At 34.6% G+C, this 21,323-nt stretch carries 16 protein-coding genes; 10 read left to right on the forward strand and 6 right to left on the reverse strand.

The genetic code is table 11. The features are described from left to right. Window positions 1-2: 2 nt before the first annotated feature. Window positions 3-2,249, reverse strand: a complete 2,247-nt coding sequence (locus ACEN2N_RS10440) for a gliding motility-associated C-terminal domain-containing protein (RefSeq protein ID WP_441824267.1) — start codon at window positions 2,247-2,249, stop codon at window positions 3-5. A gap of 226 nt (window positions 2,250-2,475) precedes the next feature. Here ACEN2N_RS10440 and ACEN2N_RS10445 point away from each other — a divergent pair, with 226 nt between their 5' ends. After that, entirely contained in the window at window positions 2,476-4,152 is a 1,677-nt protein-coding gene (locus ACEN2N_RS10445) for a glutamine--tRNA ligase/YqeY domain fusion protein (RefSeq protein WP_441824268.1), read from the forward strand. Between the two features lie 278 nt (window positions 4,153-4,430). Here ACEN2N_RS10445 and ACEN2N_RS10450 read toward each other — a convergent pair whose 3' ends face one another. Then, complete coding sequence (locus ACEN2N_RS10450) at window positions 4,431-5,360, reverse strand: SPFH domain-containing protein (RefSeq protein ID WP_441824269.1); 930 nt, start codon at window positions 5,358-5,360, stop codon at window positions 4,431-4,433. 214 nt (window positions 5,361-5,574) lie between these two features. Here ACEN2N_RS10450 and ACEN2N_RS10455 point away from each other — a divergent pair, with 214 nt between their 5' ends. Beyond that, entirely contained in the window at window positions 5,575-5,937 is a 363-nt protein-coding gene (locus tag ACEN2N_RS10455; RefSeq protein ID WP_441824270.1) for a bleomycin resistance protein, read from the forward strand. 66 nt (window positions 5,938-6,003) lie between these two features. Here the strand turns inward: ACEN2N_RS10455 and katG are convergent, their stop codons facing one another. After that, entirely contained in the window at window positions 6,004-8,247 is a 2,244-nt protein-coding gene (gene katG / locus ACEN2N_RS10460; RefSeq protein ID WP_441824271.1) for a catalase/peroxidase HPI, read from the reverse strand. Between the two features lie 356 nt (window positions 8,248-8,603). Here katG and ACEN2N_RS10465 point away from each other — a divergent pair, with 356 nt between their 5' ends. The 3 genes from ACEN2N_RS10465 to ACEN2N_RS10475 all read left to right on the forward strand — a co-directional run bounded on the left by ACEN2N_RS10465 (window position 8,604) and on the right by ACEN2N_RS10475 (window position 10,705). Next, window positions 8,604-9,182, forward strand: coding sequence for a PepSY domain-containing protein (locus tag ACEN2N_RS10465; protein ID WP_441824272.1), 579 nt, complete (start codon window positions 8,604-8,606; stop codon window positions 9,180-9,182). Between the two features lie 43 nt (window positions 9,183-9,225). After that, on the forward strand, window positions 9,226-10,197 hold the full coding sequence (gene rlmF, locus ACEN2N_RS10470; protein ID WP_441824273.1) for a 23S rRNA (adenine(1618)-N(6))-methyltransferase RlmF: 972 nt from the start codon (window positions 9,226-9,228) through the stop codon (window positions 10,195-10,197). A gap of 112 nt (window positions 10,198-10,309) precedes the next feature. Next, window positions 10,310-10,705 (forward strand): ACT domain-containing protein, encoded by a 396-nt coding sequence (locus ACEN2N_RS10475; RefSeq protein ID WP_441824274.1) that lies wholly within the window; start codon window positions 10,310-10,312, stop codon window positions 10,703-10,705. 30 nt (window positions 10,706-10,735) lie between these two features. Here the strand turns inward: ACEN2N_RS10475 and gltX are convergent, their stop codons facing one another. After that, window positions 10,736-12,244, reverse strand: coding sequence for a glutamate--tRNA ligase (gene gltX, locus ACEN2N_RS10480; protein WP_441824275.1), 1,509 nt, complete (start codon window positions 12,242-12,244; stop codon window positions 10,736-10,738). Between the two features lie 191 nt (window positions 12,245-12,435). Between gltX and ACEN2N_RS10485 the strand changes: the two genes are divergently transcribed. From ACEN2N_RS10485 to ACEN2N_RS10505, 5 genes are all read left to right on the forward strand, one after another. Continuing rightward, on the forward strand, window positions 12,436-15,921 hold the full coding sequence (locus tag ACEN2N_RS10485) for a hypothetical protein (protein WP_441824276.1): 3,486 nt from the start codon (window positions 12,436-12,438) through the stop codon (window positions 15,919-15,921). Next, entirely contained in the window at window positions 15,914-16,333 is a 420-nt protein-coding gene (gene ybeY, locus ACEN2N_RS10490; RefSeq protein ID WP_441824277.1) for an rRNA maturation RNase YbeY, read from the forward strand. Before ACEN2N_RS10485 ends, ybeY begins: the two co-directional genes overlap by 8 nt. Window positions 16,334-16,338: 5 nt before the next feature. Continuing rightward, the gene (gene mnmG / locus ACEN2N_RS10495) at window positions 16,339-18,207 is read left to right on the forward strand and encodes a tRNA uridine-5-carboxymethylaminomethyl(34) synthesis enzyme MnmG (protein WP_441824278.1); all 1,869 of its coding nucleotides are present in this window, start codon (window positions 16,339-16,341) and stop codon (window positions 18,205-18,207) included. Between the two features lie 65 nt (window positions 18,208-18,272). After that, window positions 18,273-19,109, forward strand: coding sequence for a class I SAM-dependent methyltransferase (locus ACEN2N_RS10500; RefSeq protein WP_441824279.1), 837 nt, complete (start codon window positions 18,273-18,275; stop codon window positions 19,107-19,109). 238 nt (window positions 19,110-19,347) lie between these two features. After that, complete coding sequence (locus ACEN2N_RS10505) at window positions 19,348-19,854, forward strand: OmpH family outer membrane protein (protein WP_441824280.1); 507 nt, start codon at window positions 19,348-19,350, stop codon at window positions 19,852-19,854. Between the two features lie 46 nt (window positions 19,855-19,900). Here the strand turns inward: ACEN2N_RS10505 and ACEN2N_RS10510 are convergent, their stop codons facing one another. After that, a complete protein-coding gene (locus tag ACEN2N_RS10510) occupies window positions 19,901-20,581 on the reverse strand; it encodes a LysE family translocator (protein WP_441824281.1) in 681 nt (226 codons plus the stop codon). Between the two features lie 3 nt (window positions 20,582-20,584). Continuing rightward, complete coding sequence (locus tag ACEN2N_RS10515) at window positions 20,585-21,265, reverse strand: head GIN domain-containing protein (RefSeq protein WP_441824282.1); 681 nt, start codon at window positions 21,263-21,265, stop codon at window positions 20,585-20,587. Between the last annotated feature and the right edge of the window lie 58 nt (window positions 21,266-21,323).

Consider the following 21,323-nt stretch of genomic DNA (forward strand, 5'->3'; position numbering starts at 1 on the left):
GCTTAACGTATTACTGTGATCGTACCTTGTTTAAGTACTTCACTGGCATTTCTAATTTTATAATAGAATACCATGTTTTGTTTGGTGAACGCAGTAGTTGACTGCGGCCAGTTATTTTTATAATCGAATTCGTTTACAATTTCTTGTCCTTGCTCATTGTAGATAATTACATTGACATCGGCTTTATTAGAATAAGAGTTCGGTATGATCCACTGATCATTAATACCATCTCCATTCACGGTAATTACATTAGGCACTTTAAAAGTGTCTAAATAGCTTACTTCTATCTGTCTAATAATCTCACAGTTGTCAATAGAAGCTATTAGGGTATAACTACCAGCTTCGGTAAAGTTTACACTATCAGAGTTGCTTACTTCTACCGAATTGGCATCTAACCATCTATAGGCTGTTCCTCCGCTTGCTGTAACCAATCTTGTAGTACCTTCTGGCATTACTATTTCTGTACCTGGGTCAAGTGTAATTAGGTTTTCATCTAAGGGTGTTACGACAATCTCATTAGAGATTAAAGAACAACCATCTCTATCTATCGCTAAAGTATATGTACCCGCAGTAGAAACTGTTAATATCCCATCTGTAGTATTAAATGAGGCTCCGTCTAGTTGCCATTGATATGTAGCTGAACTTAAGTCGGTGGTTGTGCTTAATGTAATGGTTTCTCCACCGCTACAGAAAACAGTCCCTGAACTTGTAATACTTACTGTTTCATTAGTTAATAATTGAACAGGTAAAATATTAGAATCTACATTGAAACTACCAACTACCGCATTTAAATCGTAATCACCATTTTCAGAATTTGACGCCAAACTAATACTGTTGCTAGTTGCACCACTTATAGCTGCACCGTCTTTACTCCACTCATAAGTAAATCCATCAAGTAATGCACTGGTAACATCTGTTTTAGTACCATCTGCAGCAACCGCGTTTATCAGCTCAACACCCAATATAGTGTTTGTAGTTTCACAAGATGTATACGCATCGGTATAATTTATGGTCATTTCAAAAGAAGCAGGAGACACTACCGTAGTTACATCAGAGTTTTTAGAAGATACTGAACAAGCACCTCCGGTTTGGGTAACTTCGGCATAGTACTCACCATCTTCGGTAATTGTAAGTGTACTGTTCGTTTCACCTGCAATTTCAACAGCATTTCTAAACCACTTATAACTTGGCGTAACCGCAGTTGTCGTAACTGATAATACTTCGTTTTGTGTAGGCAATAAAACCATATTGATTTCATTCTCTACAGATACGGTATATAATTCTGCATTGGTTATAGATACCACTGCCGATCTTTCATTACAGATACCTGTTCCAGAAATTTCTACAGCATAGTCTCCTTCGAAACCTGCATTTGCAGCATTCACATTATATGAAGTTGCTGTTGCACCAATAATTTCAACATCGTCTTTAAACCACTGGTAACTCCAAGAAGCATTAGTTTGGTCTATACTTAACATTTCTGTATCGATACTACATAAAGAAGTTTTACTAGGGGCAGTAACTGCAATACCGGTTCCAGAACCACCGATAGTAACATCGACAATATTAGAATCTGTATTACCAGAACCTGTACATCTTGGTCCGTAATTAATATATACATTGTACATACCCGATTGCGTAACATTCAAAGTATGTCCTGTTTCGGTAGTTAATTCTGTACCGCTTCTAAACCAAATATACTGATAGGTTTCCGGGTTGGCAATGTTATCAACTCGTAACGTAATAGCACCTGTACTACAAACCGTACCTGGTGGCACTCCGTTACCTAATTCGCTAATATTTAAATTGGAAGTAACATCCATATAATACATATTGAACGCCGCAGATTCGTTACCTACTTTCACCGGGTCTGTACTTCTAACCCTCATCTTATATCCTTCTCCACGGGTGTCGGTAGGAATCGCAAAACTAGTATCAAAATCCTTTACTGTATTCTGATCTGTAATAGTTTTCAAAGTTACTGGGGTTGCAAAGCTACCACTGGCATCAGATAATTCGAGAATAAACTCGTTACCTGCATTGGCTGTACCTATCCAAGTGATGTTGACAAAATATTCGTTGAAACCACCATTACCTGCACAAACGGCAGACCAAGGGGTACTACCTGACAGGTTCGGATTGTCTGCAGGTTCTGGAGCATTAATTACTATTGCTTGCGCAGATAATTGAAAAGCGCAGAATAGCATGGATAGTGCTGAAATTACGGTAAGTTTGTTCAAAGTTTTCATAGGTATTTGTAGTTTTGGGGGCCACTACGGTTGAAAAGACGGTTAATAAGTTATTTTACATTCCCGTCATTTCTTAGACAAATATGTTATTTAATACGACGAAGGGGAATTTTATGTTGTCGAAAGGAAGATTTCTGTTGTGAAACTCATTTTATGTAAGGTGTACCTATTTTAAACCCGCCATTTAAGGCAATTTTGCTACTTTTGTAGCCTGAAAAATAATGACATGAGCGAGACATCGAAGTCTTTGAATTTTATTGAACAAATTGTTGAAGAGGACTTGGTAAATGGTTATACCAAAGACAAATTACGTTTTCGTTTTCCTCCAGAGCCTAATGGTTACCTTCATATTGGACACGCAAGTTCTATTTGCTTAAACTTTGGTTTAGGTCTTAGATACAATGCACCTGTAAATCTGAGGTTTGATGATACCAACCCTGCAAAAGAAGAGCAAGAATTCGTAGATGCTATCAAAAAGGATGTAGAATGGTTGGGATTCAAGTGGGATACCGAACGGTATGCCTCTGATTATTTTCAGCAATTATATGATTGGGCCGTTGAATTGGTAAAACAAGGTAAAGCTTATGTCGATAATCAGTCTTCTGAAGATATGGCTATCCAAAAAGGTACGCCAACAGAACCGGGTACCGATAGCCCAAATAGAAATAGATCTATTGAAGAAAATTTAGAACTCTTCGAAAAAATGAAAAACGGTGAGTTTAATGAAGGCACTCATGTATTGAGGGCCAAAATTGACATGGCCTCTTCAAATATGTTGATGCGCGATCCAATTATGTATCGTATTCTACATAAAGCACACCACAGAACAAATACCGATTGGTGTATTTACCCGATGTATGATTGGACACATGGTGAAAGCGATTATATAGAACAAGTATCGCATTCGTTCTGTACGTTAGAATTCGCAATGCACCGTGAGCTATATAATTGGTTTTTAGATCAAGTATACGATGAAACTAAAGTAAGACCTAAACAACGTGAATTTGCTCGTCGTAACTTAAGCCATACCGTAGTAAGTAAGCGTAAATTGGCGCAATTGGTAGAAAAAGGAGTAGTTACAGGATGGGATGATCCAAGAATGCCCACCATTTCTGGACTAAGAAGAAGAGGATACACACCAGAATCTATTCGTAATTTTGTAGATACTATAGGTATAGCAAAAAGAGATAATCTAATTGATGTTTCTTTATTGGAGTTTAATATCAGAGAAGATTTAAACAAAACCACTCATAGAGTTATGGGGGTATTGAATCCATTGAAATTGGTTATTACCAATTATCCTGAAGGTGAAACGGAATGGTTAGAAGCTGAAAATTCTCCAGAAGATGATACTGCCGGTACACGAGAAGTGCCATTTTCAAGAGAACTATATATAGAACAAGAGGATTTTAAGGAGGAAGCAAATAAAAAATTCTTCCGACTAAAACTAGGCGGAGAAGTACGTCTTAAAAACGGATACATTATAAAAGCGGAAAGCTGTACAAAAGATACCGAAGGGAATATAACTGAGGTACAATGTACCTATGACCCTAAAAGTAAAAGTGGAAGTGGCACTGAAGAGAGCTTACGTAAAGTAAAAGGTACGTTACATTGGGTGTCTATTGCACATGCCGTAAAAGCAGAAGTAAGATTATACGATCGTCTTTTTACAGATGAGAGTCCCGATACTCATAAGGACAAAGATTTTATGGATTTCATAAATCCAGATTCTTTAACCGTAATTACAGGATATGTTGAACCTGCATTAAAAGATGCCAAACCTGGTGATCGTTTTCAATTTCAACGTATCGGATATTTTTGTGTTGATCCAGATACTACTGCTGATAATTTAGTTTTTAATAGAACTGTTGGTTTGCGCGATTCATGGGCTAAAATTCAATAGATAAGCTAGTATAAGCATCCTTTATCGTTGGTGTCTATTTTCATTAACATTTATTATAAAAAACCACCTATAGACAACACGTCTAAAGGTGGTTTTCCTTTTTTAGACTAATTGGTATTAATTCAAATAAAAATACTCTGTAGCGGCGTTAAAATCAGTTTTTACCAAGTCCAACAACTTAAGGGGTTAAAAGTGAAGAACCGAATGGGAAAAGCACAAAAAAAACCCGAGAACATATGTTCTCGGGTTACATCTTAAAAAGCTAAACCTGAAACTGATTATTCTTTAAGCTTAGGCTTATTTGTTTTCTTCATTGTTTCGCCAATCATGTTACTTGCCGTAAAACTAGCAACCATATTATTCAGCATATCACTACCTGCTTGAGGTGAGTTTGGTAATAATATTAAATTCGTATTAGTAGCTTCACCAATACTCTGTAACGTATCGTAATGTTGAGTTACCACAATTAAAGCAGAGGCCTCTTGAGAATTGATACCTACTTTATTTAATACCTCTACAGACTCTTCTAGTCCACGAGCGATCTCTCTTCTTTGATCGGCAATACCTTGACCCTGTAGTCTTTTGCTTTCCGCCTCTGCTTTTGCCTTTTCTACAATTAAAATACGAGCGGCATCACCTTCAAACTGAGCAGCAGTTTTTTGACGTTCAGAAGCATTAATACGGTTCATAGCTTCTTTTACCTGTGCATCTGGATCAATATCGGTAACCAGGGTTTTAATAATATCAAAGCCATAATCTAACATTGCCTGTTGTAATTCTGATTTCACCGCAATAGCAATATCATCCTTTTTAACAAAAACATCATCTAATTTCATTTTAGGTACCTCAGCCCTAACTACATCAAATACATAAGAAGTAATTTGTTCGTGTGGATATTCTAATTGATAATACGCTTCGTATACCTTTTCTTTAATTACAACATATTGTACAGATACTTTAAGTTTAACAAAAACATCATCCAGCGTTTTTGTTTCTATAATAACATCTAATTGCTGAATTTTTAAACCAATACGTGCAGCAATTCGTTGCACAAAAGGAATTTTAAATTGAATACCGGACTGTCTTACACTAGTAAATTTTCCGAATGTTTCAATTAGTACTGCAGTTTGCTGTTTTACAATAAATACTCCCGATAGAATAGTGAAAATCACTAAAAACGCAATCGGAATCCAAATAAATGAGCCCATGATTTTTTCTTTTATAGTTAAAAATGGAAGATACTAAAAGCCTTCATAGTATTAGTAGCATTCTTACCTAATTTGTTACAGAATAGCCCAATAATTACATAATCTGTAATTACTTTTCTGTTTACCCGTTACGTTCAAACAGCATCAAGATTTACTAACACTGATAGTTCCTGTTTTAATTCATAATTTTAGACCTAATCATAAAACAAAAACGATGCTTGTCTCTATTAATCCTAAATTACCGATGAGAAACAGGAACAAAACCATAGACTATTATGTCAATTATCTAGGGTTTAAAAAAGTCGGAACCTTTGATTATCCTGAGTATTTAATTTTACAAAAAGATGATATCGAAATACATTTCTTTTTGTTCGAAGCCCTAAATCCAAAAGAAAATTACGGTCAAGTATATATACGCACCACTACAATAGATTTGTTATACCAATCGTTATTAAACGATAATGTGGCTATTCACCCAAATGGTAGACTAGAGCCGAAACCTTGGGGACAAAAGGAATTCTCTCTTCTAGACCCTGACAGTAACTTACTAACTTTTGGAGAATCATTGAACAAATGAAAGGTATTTAAAAAGAAAAAGGCAGCTAATTATAGCTGCCTTTTTAATATTTACAAAGCGAATATATTAAATATCAAAACGATCTAAATTCATCACTTTCGTCCATGTTCTACTAAAATCGCGAACAAATTTTTGTTTCGCATCTTCTGTTCCATAAACTTCGGCTAATGCACGTAGTTCAGAATTTGAACCAAAAATTAAATCAGCTCTTGTTCCTCTCCACTTAACAGTACCTGTTTTACGGTCACTTCCTTCAAATACGGTGTCATTGTCAGAAGCAGCCTTCCAAGTGGTACCCATATCCAATAAATTAATAAAGAAATCATTCGTAAGTAAACCTGGTTTATCTGTAAACACTCCGTTGTTAGAACCATCATAATTTGCTCCTAAAACTCGAAGTCCGCCAACAAGAACGGTCATTTCTGGTGCAGTCAAGGTTAACAAGTTCGCCCTATCAATCAATAACTCTTCGGCTTGAACAGATAGTTTTTGTTTCGTATAGTTTCTGAATCCGTCTGCTATTGGCTCAAGCGCATCAAAAGCTTCAATATCCGTTTTCTCTTGAGTAGCATCGGTACGACCGGCGTTAAATACAACGGTAGTATCAAAACCTGCCAACTTAGCCGCGTTTTCTACTGCTACAGAACCAGCAAGTACCACTAAATCAGCAAAAGAAACTTTCTTATTACCTGACTGGCTATCGTTAAAATCTTTTTGAATCTTCTCTAACATAGAAGTTACCTTCGCCAATTGCGTTGGGTTATTTACTTTCCAATCTTTCTGAGGAGCTAAACGCACTCGACCACCATTGGCACCACCACGTTTATCTGAACCTCTAAAAGTAGAAGCAGAAGCCCAAGCGGTAGAAACCAATTCAGAAGTTGAAAGACTAGAAGACAAAATAATTTTCTTTAACGCGGCAACATCGGCATCATTAATCAATTCAAAATCAACTGCCGGAACTGGATCTTGCCAAAGTAATTCTTCTTTCGGAACTTCTGAACCTAAATAACGGTCTACAGGCCCCATATCGCGGTGCGTCAATTTATACCATGCTCTTGCATAGGCATCTTTAAACTCTTCTGGATTTTCTAAAAAGTTTCTAGAAATCTTTTCATAAGCAGGATCTACACGTAAAGACAAATCTGTCACCAACATAAACGGTTGATGTGTTTTACCAGGAATGTGTGCATCTGGCATTTCACCAGCACCTGCATCACCTACGGGCTTATATTGCCAAGCACCAGCCGGGCTTTTCGTTAATTCCCATTCGAAACCGAATAGATTTTGAAAATAATAGTGACTCCATTTCGTAGGTGTCTGAGTCCAGGCACCTTCTATACCACTTGTAATTGTATCGGCACCAAATCCAGTACCAAAACTATTCTTCCATCCTAAACCTTGTTCTGTAATATCTGCTGCTGCTGGTTCAGAACTAACATAATCGTCAGGGTTAGCAGCTCCGTGTGTTTTACCAAATGTGTGTCCACCTGCGATTAACGCAACGGTTTCATAATCATCCATCGCCATTCTTTTGAATGTCTGTCTAATATAATGAGCAGCTTCTAATGGATCAGGGTTTGCATTATGCCCTTCAGGGTTCACATATATCAAGCCCATGTGTGCGGCACCAAGTGGATTTTCTAACTCGTTACCATCTTCATCATATCTCTGTTTGTTTCCTAGCCATTCAGTTTCTGACCCCCAATAAATATCTTCTTCTGGTTGCCAAATATCTTCACGACCACCAGCAAAACCGAACATTGGTAAACCCATACTTTCATGAGCAACGTTACCGGTCAAAATCATTAAATCTGCCCAAGAAATTTTCTTGCCATATTTTTGCTTAATTGGCCATAATAATAATCTAGCCTTATCTAAATTGGCATTATCTGGCCAGCTGTTTAACGGTGCGAATCGTTGGTTTCCTGAACTTGCACCACCTCTACCATCTGATATACGGTAAGTGCCCGCACTATGCCAAGCCATACGAATAAAAAATGGCCCATAATGCCCGTAATCAGCAGGCCACCAGTCTTGACTATTGGTCATTAAATCAGTTAAATCCTTTTTTATAGCTGCCAAATCCAAAGATTTAAACTCTTCGGTATAATTAAAATCATCATCCATTGGATCAGCCATTTTCGAATGCAATCTTAAAATATTAAGATTTAACATGTTCGGCCACCAATCTTTATTGGTTGTTCCACCGCCAGCCGCTTGATGCATTTCACCATTTAAAAATGGACAACTCGCTGCTGCAGGATCATTAACATCCCAAGCTTCACCTTTTCCGTTAGTACTACTCATGATTATATTATTTTTAGTTGTATTTAATTCTCTAGAGTAAAATTACCACTAATTCACCTATGGTAATTTAGATTTTAATAGATAAATCTTATTGTATAATTAAGTAAGATTTATTTCGTTGTTTTTATCATAAAATATGGCACTTAAATATACGAAATATCCTTCTTAACATTTTCTTCAAATCCAAGAATTAATAACCATACGACTATCAATCAAAAGATTTTGAAAAATACTTTTCGAAATTAGAATCAATTAACATGTAATAGATTTTAACCAAGTAGCCTATCTTTTAACATTTTTGGACTCTTCGAGCCTGCAAAATCTAGTTATATTGCATAGCTATATCATAGTTATTTATGGCGAAGTCATCTAAAAGACAACTACAGGCAAAATGGTTACGTATTTTTCGAAAAGTACATAGAACAACAGGCGCAGCACTATTTACTTTCTTCTTTATTATTTCAATAACTGGACTTCTTTTAGGCTGGAAAAAACACAGTGGGGGAATATTATTATCAAAATCTTATGAAGGCACTACGACCGAATTAAAACATTGGCTACCTATTGATAGTTTACACACTCTCGCCAATTTGTACCTTTTAAAAGATGTATCGTCAGAATTGTCAACTAAAATTGATAGAATTGATATAAGAAAAGACAAGGGGATGATCAAGTTCGTATATACCGATCATTTTTGGGGATTACAATTAGATGGTGCTACAGGTAAATTGCTTCATATAGAACGAAGATATTCTGACCTGATAGAACAAGTTCATGATGGTTCTATTTTAGATGATTACCTAGGTACCAGTAACAAACAAATTAAGGTTTTCTACACTTCTATAATGGGTTTGGCACTACTGCTTTTTACGATTACCGGGTTTTGGTTGTGGTACGGTCCAAAGCGCATGCGAAGAAATAATACAACTGCTTAAAAATTAGGGTTAGCTTTGGGGACTCAATTAAGGTTGATTAACTATGGCAGATATAAAGAAAAACGAGGGTGCAGAGAAACCCACATTACACCCAAGAAATAAACATACCGGTCGTTACGATCTAAGAGCGCTTAAATTAGTAAATACTGATTTAAAGCCGTTTGTGGAGAAAAACAAATACGGAAACTTAACCATAGACTTCTTTAATCCGGTTGCCGTAAAAGCGCTGAACAAAGCCATATTAATTTCTCAGTACGGCTTAGATTTCTGGGATATACCAGATGGTTTTTTATGTCCGCCCATACCAGGTAGAGCAGACTATATACATCATATCGCAGATATTTTAGCCGCCAGTAATGACGGAAAATTAGTTAAAGGAGAAAACATTACTTGTTTAGATATAGGGGTCGGCGCAAATTGTGTTTATCCAATAATCGGAAATAACGCTTATGGCTGGTCGTTCATAGGCACCGATATCGACCCAATTGCATTAGAGGCTGCACAAAAAATTGTGACTTCAAACCCTTCTTTACATGGTAAGGTTGAATTTAGACTTCAATCGAAACCCGAGCATATATTTTCGGGAGTTTTAAATGCTGATGAAAAAGTCGATTTAGCTATTTGTAACCCTCCTTTTCATGCCACGCAAGCAGAAGCAGAAGCGGGTACATTACGAAAATTGAGTAATCTAAAGAAAAAAAGGGTTAAGAAACCGGAGTTAAATTTTAGTGGACAAGGAGGAGAGCTTTGGACAGACGGCGGCGAAAAACGTTTTGTACTTAACATGATAAATGAAAGTGCTCAATATGCTAAAAATTGCGCATGGTTTTCAACTTTGGTTTCAAAGCAATCGAATCTACGTGCATTTTATGACAGATTAGAAAAAGTAGGAGTTGTCGAGCATAAAACCACCCCTATGGGTCAGGGAAATAAACTAAGCAGGATAATTGCTTGGACATTTCTATCTACACCAGAAATGGAAAGTTGGTCATCAGATAGATGGAAAAGCGAATAAAAATTTCGGAACAGCCCATATTCGATTAAAAATAGGTGTTTTTAGACGGCGTTATTCATTAAATAGACCCGAAGGGTCGAATTTTTTTTGAAAATACAGCAAACAAGTTAAAATGGCAGGAGAAATTGATCTTTATGTTCTTTTAAAGAGTTTAAAACCAAGTTTAAACGAAGGGACTTATGTTTTCTTGACTCTTCAAGATATCTCACAAATTTCTAGAGACGATATTTTATTCGAGTTTAAAGAAACAGAAGGTGTCACCATTATTCTTAAAAAAGAAAAAGCCGATGCCTTAAACTTAAAATACGAATTTGTTGCATCTTGGATAACTCTTACAGTTCATTCTGCCTTGGACGCAGTTGGCTTGACAGCTGCCGTTTCTACTGCATTAACAAAACATAATATCAGTTGCAATGTTATCGCCGCTTATTATCACGACAATATTTTTGTAGCAACAAAAGATACCACAAAGGCTATGGAAGTTTTAGATAAACTTTCAGGAAAGTAAAAGCAGAATTATTTTCCTGAAAATTTTATTTTACCCTAATTTTTCTAGGGCAGTCTCTATTCTAGAAATACTTTCTTCTTTACCGATCATCGCCATAATATCAAAAATATGAGGACCTTTCATATCGCCAACTAAGAATAGGCGTAAAGGTGGCATCACTTTTCCAAAAGACAATTCTTTCTCGGCAATCCAGGCTTTTACTAGGGTTTCCGTATTTTCAGATGAAAAATCAGCAATTGGTTTTAACACCGAAATCAGATCGCCCATTATTGCAGCGGTATCTTCTTTCCATTGTTTTTTTGCTGCTTTCTCATTGTATTCGGTAGGAGCTACAAAAAAGTAATCGCTTAATTCCCAAAAATCTGACACAAAAACTGCACGTTCTTTTATAAGCGTAACCACCTTAGTTACATAATCTAAACTCGCTTTATTGTCGCCTGAAATATGAGCCTCAACAATTGGTAAATATAATTTAGCAAGCTCATTATCAGAAGTTTCTTGAAGATAGTGTTGGTTGTACCATTTGGTCTTTTCTGGGTCAAATCGAGCTCCAGATTTATTTACACGATCTAAACTGAACGTTTTTACCAATTCGTCTAAAGAAAATATTTCCTGTTCCGTGCCAGGATTCCATCCTAATAAAGCCAAGAAATTTATAACCGCTTCAGGAAAATAGCCTGATTCTTTATACCCAATAGATTCGTTCCAAGAAAGCGGAAAAACAGGAAATCCCATTTTTTCACCATCACGTTTACTCAACTTTCCTTTTCCTACGGGTTTCATAATCAACGGTAGGTGTGCAAATTCTGGAGCATCCCAACCAAAAGCACCATACAGTTGTTTATGTAACGCCATTGATGGCAACCATTCTTCACCACGAATTACATGAGAAATTTCCATTAAATGATCATCAACAATATTAGCCAAATGATAGGTTGGCATACCATCACTTTTAAATAATACCTTGTCGTCTAAAACGTTGGTGTCTATTTGAATTGAACCGCGAATTAAATCTTTTAAATGTAATTTTTCATCTGGAGGATTTAAAAATCGAATTACAAAATCATCACCATTATCTAAGCGATTTTTAACTTCTTCGGGCATCAAAGACAACGAATTGTCAAGTTTTAATCTATTATGCCAATTATATATAAATGTTTTTCCGCTTTCTTCATGCTCTTTTCTGTGCGCATCTAAACTTTCAGCACTATCGAATGCGTAATATGCATGACCACTTTCAACTAAATCATCTGCATATTTCTTATATAAAGATTTACGCTCGCTCTGTCTATATGGACCGAAACCACCGTCTTTACCAATGCCTTCATCAAAAGGAATTCCGCACCAATTCAAAGAATCAATAATATACTGCTCGGTCCCTTCTACATATCTATTCTGGTCAGTATCTTCTATTCTAAGAATAAAATCACCCCCATGTTTTTTTGCAAATAAATAATTAAATAGGGCCGTGCGGACTCCGCCAATATGTAAAGGCCCAGTAGGACTAGGGGCAAAACGAACACGAACTTTCTTAAACATACTTTTTTTATAAGGGTGTAAAGATACATAACCCTCTCTTTCTAACTAAATATTTACGATTATGAATTGATTGGTTTTTAATAAAACCTAAAAGTTATATGTGTAGTTATCAATACCTCAGTGTTTTGATTTAACAAATATTTCCCAACAAACATTGGTGATAACCGTTATCTTGGTATAAAAAAGAACAATTGCAAGACTACCACAACATTTTAGAGCGATTAAATCAGTTTATTCAAAAACACTACTCTCAAGTTCTACTGAAAGGTATATTATTATTTATAGCCTTCGGATTACTATTTTTCTTACTGATTTTAGGAGTAGAATATTTTCTGTGGATGAATACAACAGGAAGAATGATACTTTTCGGAATTTTTATAACCGTAGAACTAATTCTACTTTTCAAATACATTTTAACACCGATTTTCTACCTATTTAAATTAAAACAGGGTATCGGTCCAAAAGATGCAGCTCAAATAATCGGGAGGCATTTTCCTGAAGTAGGAGATAGGCTGACAAATTTACTAGATCTAGCAAATGACCCGCAACAATCAGAATTATTGCTCGCAAGTATAAACCAGAGATCAAAACAGCTAGACCCAATTCCGTTTTCGAATGCTATTGATTTTAAAGATTCCTTAAAATATTTAAAATATGCTATAATTCCGATAACCATTATAGGGGTATTGTTCGTATCAGGTAATTGGAACAATTTTTTTGGCACTTATGAACGGGTAGTTAACTATGAAATGGCGTTTGTAAAACCTGCACCATTCCAGTTCGAATTATTATCAGATAATTTAAAAACATTGCAAGATGAAGCCTTCACCATACAGGTTGCTACTAAGGGCAATGTAAAACCAGAAAACGTATATATCGAAATAAATGACAAACAGATTCTTATGCAACAAAAAAATGGTTTCTATGAATATGAATTTACACCACCGCTAACTACAACAAACTTTAAATTCAAAGCAAATGAAGTCAATTCTAGAGAATATACCCTAACTGCTTTAGAGACACCATCCATTATAGATTTCACCATGAATCTTGTTTTTCCTACCTATTTAAATAAACAAAACGAAAGTGTAAAAAGCACGGGAAACGCTGTAATACCTGAAGGAACTAAAATACAATGGAAAATAAACGTTGAAAATACCGATAAGATTAATCTCACCACAAAAGACACAGTAATACAACTAGCAAAACAAAACAACACGTTCGAATTAGAAAAACGTGTTTACAATGATTTTAATTATGAACTAACAACCACCAACCAAAATGTTGAAGACTACGAACATCTAACCTATAACTTTAAAGTAATTAAAGATGGGTATCCTACAATCAAGGTTAATCAAGTTCTAGATAGTTTGAATCCGAATGTTTCTTATTACACCGGAAACACAACAGATGACTACGGTTTACGTAAAATAGATGTTGTGTATTTTGAAGTTGGAAAAGAAGAAAAGAAGAATACCATAAACCTACTGAAACCAACTTCAAACTATGAGCAATTTTATTACACTTTTCCCTCTGGTTTAGAACTTGAAGCAGGCAAAAATTATGGTTTTTATTTCGAAGTTACAGACAACGATGCCATACATAATGGCAAGACCATGAAGAGTCAAATATACCAGCAGGTATTGCTAGATGAAAATCAATTAAAAGACAAAGATTTAGAGTCCCAACAATCCCTAATAAAAGACCTAGATAAATCGTTACAAAAATCTAAAGAGCAGAAAGAATCTTTGGAAGAAATTAACCAAAATCAAAAAGAAAAAAACAGTCTAAATTTTAATGATAAAAATCAAATTAAAGACTATTTAAAAAAACAAGAACAGCAAGAACAACTGATGCAAAAATTCAGTAAAGAATTAAAGGAAAATTTAAATAAAGAGAACAAAAATGACAAATTAAACCAATTGTTACAAGAACGTTTAGAACGACAAGAAGAACAAGCAAAGAAAAACCAGCAACTACTTGAAGAACTTAATAAAGTAGCTGATAAAATAAAAAAAGAAGACCTTACCAAAAAACTAGAAGAACTAGGTAAAAAACAACAAAACAGTCAACGTAGTCTAGAGCAGTTATTGGAGTTAACCAAGCGGTATTATGTTACGGAAAAGACATCACAAATTGCACGTGATTTAGAAGAGTTAGCTAAGAAACAAGAAGAACTTTCAGAACAGAATAACGAGAATAATACCGCTGAAGAACAAAAAAAACTAAACGAACAATTTGATAAAATATCAGCTGAACTAGACGACCTAAAAAAGGACAATGAAAAGCTCAAAAAACCAATTGATATAAATATCGAAAAAGGTAAACAAGAGAGTGTTGAGGAAGACCAAAAAGAGGCACTAGAAGAACTTGAAAAAAAAACCTCTGAAGACCAAAATAAACCAACCAGTTCTGATGCAAATAAAAAGCAAAAATCTGCCGCAGATAAAATGAAAGAAATGAGTGAACAACTAAGCGAATCATCTTCTGGTGGAAGCGGTGGTTCATCTGTAACAGAAGATGCTGAAATGTTAAGACAAATTCTTGACAACCTTATCATATTTTCATTCAAACAAGAAACTTTATATGACCGACTAACAGCTAGAGAAGACCAAGATGCTACTCAATATTCTGAAACAGTTCGTGATCAGAATGAATTAAAGGGTTTATTCGAACATGTTGATGATAGTCTTTTTGCATTATCACTTCGCCAGGCTGAGCTTTCAGAATTTGTAAATGAACAAATTACCGAAGTGTATTACAACATTGATAAATCTTTAGAGACCATGGCAGATGGTCAAATGTTTCAAGGAATTTCTCATCAGAAATATGTTTTAACAGCAGCAAATAGCCTTGCAGATTTTCTCGCAGAAGTAATGGACAATATGAATTCGAGCATGCAAATGGGAAAAGGTTCAGGACAAAGCGAAGGTGGTTTTCAATTACCAGATATCATCAAAGGGCAACAACAATTAGGTGAAAAAATGGGTCAAAAAGGTAAATCTGGTAGTGAAGGTAAAGAAGGTAAAAGTGGTGAAGGAAAACAGGGTGAAAATGGAGAAAGTGGTGAAGGTGGAAAACAAGGTGAACGTGGTAAACAGGGGGCTAACGGAAAAAATGGGGAGAACGGAAGCGACGGTGAAAATGGAGAAGGAAAAAGTGGGAAAAATGGTGAAAATGGACAGGGTGGAGAAAACGGTCAAGGAAGTAATGGGTCTAACGGTACAAACGGGCAAGGGCAAGGTGCAATGAGTGAAACCGAACTTAAAGAAATTTATGAAATCTATCAAAATCAGCAAAAATTAAGACAAGAATTAGAAAAACAACTTGAAAATATGATTAATTCTGGCGACCAAAAACTAGGTCAAAAGTTAATCAGACAAATGGAAGATTTTGAAAACGACCTTCTAGAAAACGGAATTACCCAACGTACCATCAACAAAGCCAATACTATACAGTATGAATTGTTGAAATTAGAGAATGCAGCACTTAAGCAAGGAGAGAAATCTGAGCGAGAAAGTAATAGGAATACCAAAGACTTCACAAATCCTATTACTACTAAACCCTCATTATTAGATAATTATCGTAATGAAGTTGAAATTTTAAATAGGCAAAGCTTACCTTTGCGGCAAAATTTTCAATCTAAGGTTAAAGAGTACTTCAAAGCAAATGATTAATTACAATTACCTAACTGAATTTAAACTTGTAGCAGAAAAACACTTCAATTCATGGATTACAGAATCTTGTAATACCGAAGGGTTTTCTATAATTGAACTCAACTACATTTTTTGTAGTGATGACTACTTGCTTAAAATAAATCAAGATTACTTACAACACGATTATCTAACAGACATTATCACCTTTGATTATGTGTCAGGAAAAAATGTATCGGGCGACCTATACATTTCAATTGACCGAGTTAAAGAAAACGCAGAAGAGTTTAATGTTTCATTTGATAATGAATTAAAACGCGTAATGATTCATGGGGTCTTACACCTTATGGGTTATTCGGATAAATCGGATACAGCTACTGCCGAAATGCGCGCTAAAGAAGAAGAAAAAATAAAGCTGTTCCACGTGGAACAATAGAAGATATGTTTGGAGAAGAATATGATGTAATTGTAGTTGGCGGAGGACACGCCGGTGCAGAAGCGGCAGCAGCAGCTGCAAACTTGGGTTCAAAAACCTTATTAGTAACCATGAATTTGCAAAATATAGGACAGATGTCTTGTAACCCGGCCATGGGTGGAATTGCAAAAGGACAAATTGTAAGAGAGATAGATGCCCTTGGTGGATACAGCGGAATAGTATCTGACAAATCTGCGATCCAATTTAAGATGCTAAACAAATCTAAGGGACCCGCTATGTGGAGCCCAAGAACACAAAACGATAGAATGCGTTTTGCAGAAGAGTGGCGCTTAATGTTAGAACGCACACCTAACGTAGACTTTTATCAAGAAATGGTTTCTGGTTTATTAATAGAAAATCATAAAGTAGTTGGTGTAAAAACTTCTTTAGGTATAGATATAAGATCAAAAGCGGTTGTGTTAACAAACGGGACTTTCTTAAATGGACTTATTCATATAGGAGAAAAACAATTTGGTGGAGGTAGAGCAGGAGAAAAAGCAGCAACCGGAATTACAGAACAATTAACTGAATTAGGTTTTGAAAGTGGGAGAATGAAAACCGGAACTCCGCCAAGAGTTGATGGTAGATCTTTAGATTATTCTAAAATGATTGTTCAACCTGGAGATGTAATACCTGAAAAATTCTCTTATACCAATACAAAACCATTAGCTCATCAACGTGATTGCTACATGACACATACAAGTGCCATGGTTCATGATTTATTGCGTAAAGGATTTGACAGGTCACCAATGTTCAATGGTAGAATAAAAAGTATTGGACCAAGATACTGCCCGTCTATTGAAGATAAAATAAACAGATTTGCAGATAAAGACAGTCACCAAATGTTTATTGAACCTGAAGGTTGGGAAACTGTAGAAGTATATGTAAACGGATTTTCAACTTCTTTACCAGAAGATGTTCAGTTTAAAGCTTTACGTTCCGTTGTAGGTTTCGAAAAAGTAAAATTCTTTAGACCCGGTTATGCAATTGAATACGATTACTTTCCACCAACACAATTAAGACATACACTAGAAACTAAGCTCGTCGAAAATTTATATTTCGCTGGACAAATAAACGGGACTACAGGATACGAAGAAGCAGCCTCACAAGGATTAATGGCTGGCATAAATGCGCACTTAAAGTTGAAAGAAAAAAATCCTTTAATTCTAAAAAGAGACGAAGCATACATTGGAGTTTTAATAGATGACTTAATTACAAAAGGTACTGAAGAACCATATCGAATGTTTACTTCTCGTGCAGAATATAGAACGTTACTTAGACAAGATAATGCTGATTTAAGATTAACACCGTTAAGTCATGCTATAGGTTTTGCAACCGATGAAAGAATGAAAAGGATGGAGCAAAAACTAGAACAATCTGAAACTCTTGTTAACTTCTTTAAAGAAACAAGTGTATTACCAAAAGACATTAATCCTATTTTTGAAAGTGTTGATTCTGCTTTGGTAAAACAATCTGACAAAATGTACAAAGCATTTTCAAGACCTAATGTTACCATGGATCACATGCTACAATTAGATGAAGTATCCCACTTTGTAAAAGAAAATAATTTCGACAGTGAAATTCTTGAACAGGCAGAGGTACAAATAAAATACTCTGGCTACATAGCAAAAGAAAAAGTGAATGCTGACAAACTTCATAGACTAGAAGCGGTAAGGATTCCTGCTAATTTTGATTATTCAAAATTGAAATCTTTATCATTTGAAGCTAGAGAAAAAATGACAAAAATTCAACCAGTTACCATTTCTCAAGCTTCAAGAATTAGTGGAGTTACGCCGAGTGACATCAGCGTACTTTTAGTTTTTCTCGGAAGGTAGGGCGAATTGTTCCACGTGGAACAATTGAAAATTACATAATCTATACCACCGTTCACAGACAAGATATGGCTAATAAAATATCCAAACTAACCACCAAAGATTATTTAGTAACGCAAGAGATATTCGAATTAGAATATGATTCTAATTCGAATATGCTCGTTACAAAACCTGTACCTGAAAATTTAGAAAAATATTACGACCCAAATAATTACATTTCGCATTCGGATAAAGGAAATGGTTTACTTGAAAATATTTATCAAACTGTAAAAAAATACACACTAAATAAAAAAGTCCAACTAATAAATAAATATTCGAGCACTCAAAAAAACTTACTTGACATCGGATGTGGAACTGGAGAATTTCTAATTACTGCCAAAAATAAAAATTGGAAAACAGTAGGCGTTGAGTTAAATGATAACGCAAGAAAGAAAGCTACAGATAAGAATCTAGAAATATACAAATCATTAGATACCATTAATAATCAAAAGTTTGATGCAATAACACTATGGCATGTACTAGAACATCTACCAGATTTAGACAAGCAGATAAACAAAATAACCTCACTGTTAAATAAAAACGGAACACTCATAATAGCTGTACCGAATTACAAATCATATGACGCTCAATACTACAAAGAGTTTTGGGCGGCCTATGACACTCCAAGACATCTGTGGCATTTTTCACAAAACGCTATAAAAAGTATTTTTAAAAATAAAAAAATAGTGTTAGTTAAAACACTACCAATGTATTTTGATTCTTACTATGTGTCACTATTATCAGAAAAATATAAATCTGGTTCTTCAAATTACTTAAAAGCATTTTACAGAGGTTTTATATCAAATATGAAGGCAAAGTCATCAGGAGAGTATTCTTCCCTAATATATGTGTTAAAAAAAGAGTAAAATGCTATTTAAAGAACTTTTAACGATATATTTAATTAAATCTATATACTATATTAGATAAATAAAAATAATCCCTTAAATAAGCTTTAAAATAGCTCTAAAAAATAAATAAAATCAATATTTTATATTTTTATTATAAATATTCTCTATAGTTACTAAAATCTCATCATTTATCTTGATTTTAAAATATTTTCATTCTAAAAGCTTTATTACTTTTGCACCACATAAAAATGAAAAAATGAAAAACCTAATTGTAATTTTCGCTATCGCATTGCTAGCCTCTTGCCAACAAGAAAAAATTGGATACGTAGATAACGTAAAATTGATGGATGAGTATCAACAAAAGATTGATGTAGAATCTAAATTTAAAGTTAAGGCAGATGCATTAGCTAAAACTAGAGATAGTATATCTCAAGCTTTTCAATTTGAAGCACAAGCTTTTCAGGCTAAAGCACAATCAATGTCTCAAACAAAAGCTCAAGAAGAATATGCAGCAATGCAGCAAAGAGGTCAAATTATTGGTCAACAACTTCAGCAACAAGACCAGCAATTACAAATGGAAGGCCAAACTGAAATGGATAGCATAGTTTCAAAAGTTAAAAAGGAAATTAAGGCTTATGGTCAATCAAAAGGCTACTCATACATTCTTGGTGGAGGAGATGGTGGTAGTGTTCTTTATGGTAAAGATGCTAATGACCTAACCGATGAGATTGTAAAGTTACTTAACGATAACTACAAGAAATAAAATTTAACTCCATATAAAAAAAGCCCGGTCATTGACCGGGCTTTTTTTATTCTATAGAATTAGTTTCGAATCTTTCTAGTTCATGTTCAATATTAAATTGATCCTTAGGTAAAAATCCTTTTACAATCAGAACAACACCACATATCACTATTATAATCCCTATAATCCTTTTTATAATAACAATTCTTTTACCCGTTAATTTTCTCTTTAACTGTTTAGCTAAAAGAATTTTAAAAATATCTGTTATAAAATAAGAGAGTAATACAGTAGCAAAAAAAGTAAAGAATCTATTTGGTTGATTATCTAATGTTGGTCCTATAATAATTATAATACCCAACCAGAATACAAGAACTCCAATATTTATAAAATTAAGTAAAAAACCTTTTATAAAAAGACCAAAGAAATCTGATTTTCTAATCTTCTTAGACTCATCTGGTATCTCTTTTTTATCCACTTTAAAAAAAGTAAATAACCCGTAAACTAAAAGAATTACTCCACCAAAAACATAAAGCCCCGGTTGATTACTTAAATTTTCAAGAAGTTGAAAACTACTAAAATAAGCTACTAGAATAAATAATATATCTGCCAAAAATACTCCCAAATCAAAAGTAATAGCAGCGCGAAAGCCTTTTACAGCACTAGTTTGTAACAAAACAAAGAATACAGGCCCTACCATAAAACTTAAGAAAAAGCCTAAAGGAATTGCTGCCTGAATATCTTCTAACATGTACTATTGCATTCTTTTAATGGTACCGCCAAATACCGTTTTCTCTTCAAGTTTCTTAGGGTTGCCAAATACCAGAACTTCACCACCAGCTTTTACCGTGGCCTTTACATAATCTCTTGCATTAATTTCAGCTCGTGAACCTGCATTTACATTTATGGTAGAAAAATTAGTAACAAAGCCTTTACCTTCATAGACACCACCAGTATTAATTTGAACATCTTGTAGATTAGAAGAACCTGCTGTTCTTATAACTCCACCAGAAACCGACTTTATTAACATCTGTTCTACCTCTGCACTTACAATTAATTCTCCACCTTCTTGAGCTTTTAGTTCCAGGATATCTTGTTTAATAACATCTTCTGTAACAATTCTAGCATCTTCATTCACATCAATAACTAATATATCTGCAGCATAATATAAATCTATAAAAGTTTTATAACCGCTAAATATCTTACCAATTTGCATCCTTATTTTCAAAATACCTTCGTTATTAACAATAGCTACTTTACTAGTATTTTCACCTGTTATGATAACCTTGTTTTCTGTAGATTTAATAAGATTAATAGATAAACCATCAAAACCTTTCAACTCCTTAAAAGGTTCTAAGTTTTGGGAAACCTCATTATCTTGGCCAGTAACCAAAAGACATCCGAAGAGAAACATTAAAATTAAAATTTGTTTCATTCTTTTCTGTGTAATTTTTCAAAGAATACATTTTAAAATTAAAATGTATTCTTAATTC

This window comes from Maribacter spongiicola (assembly GCF_052119685.1).
Classification (GTDB): domain Bacteria; phylum Bacteroidota; class Bacteroidia; order Flavobacteriales; family Flavobacteriaceae; genus Maribacter; species Maribacter spongiicola_A.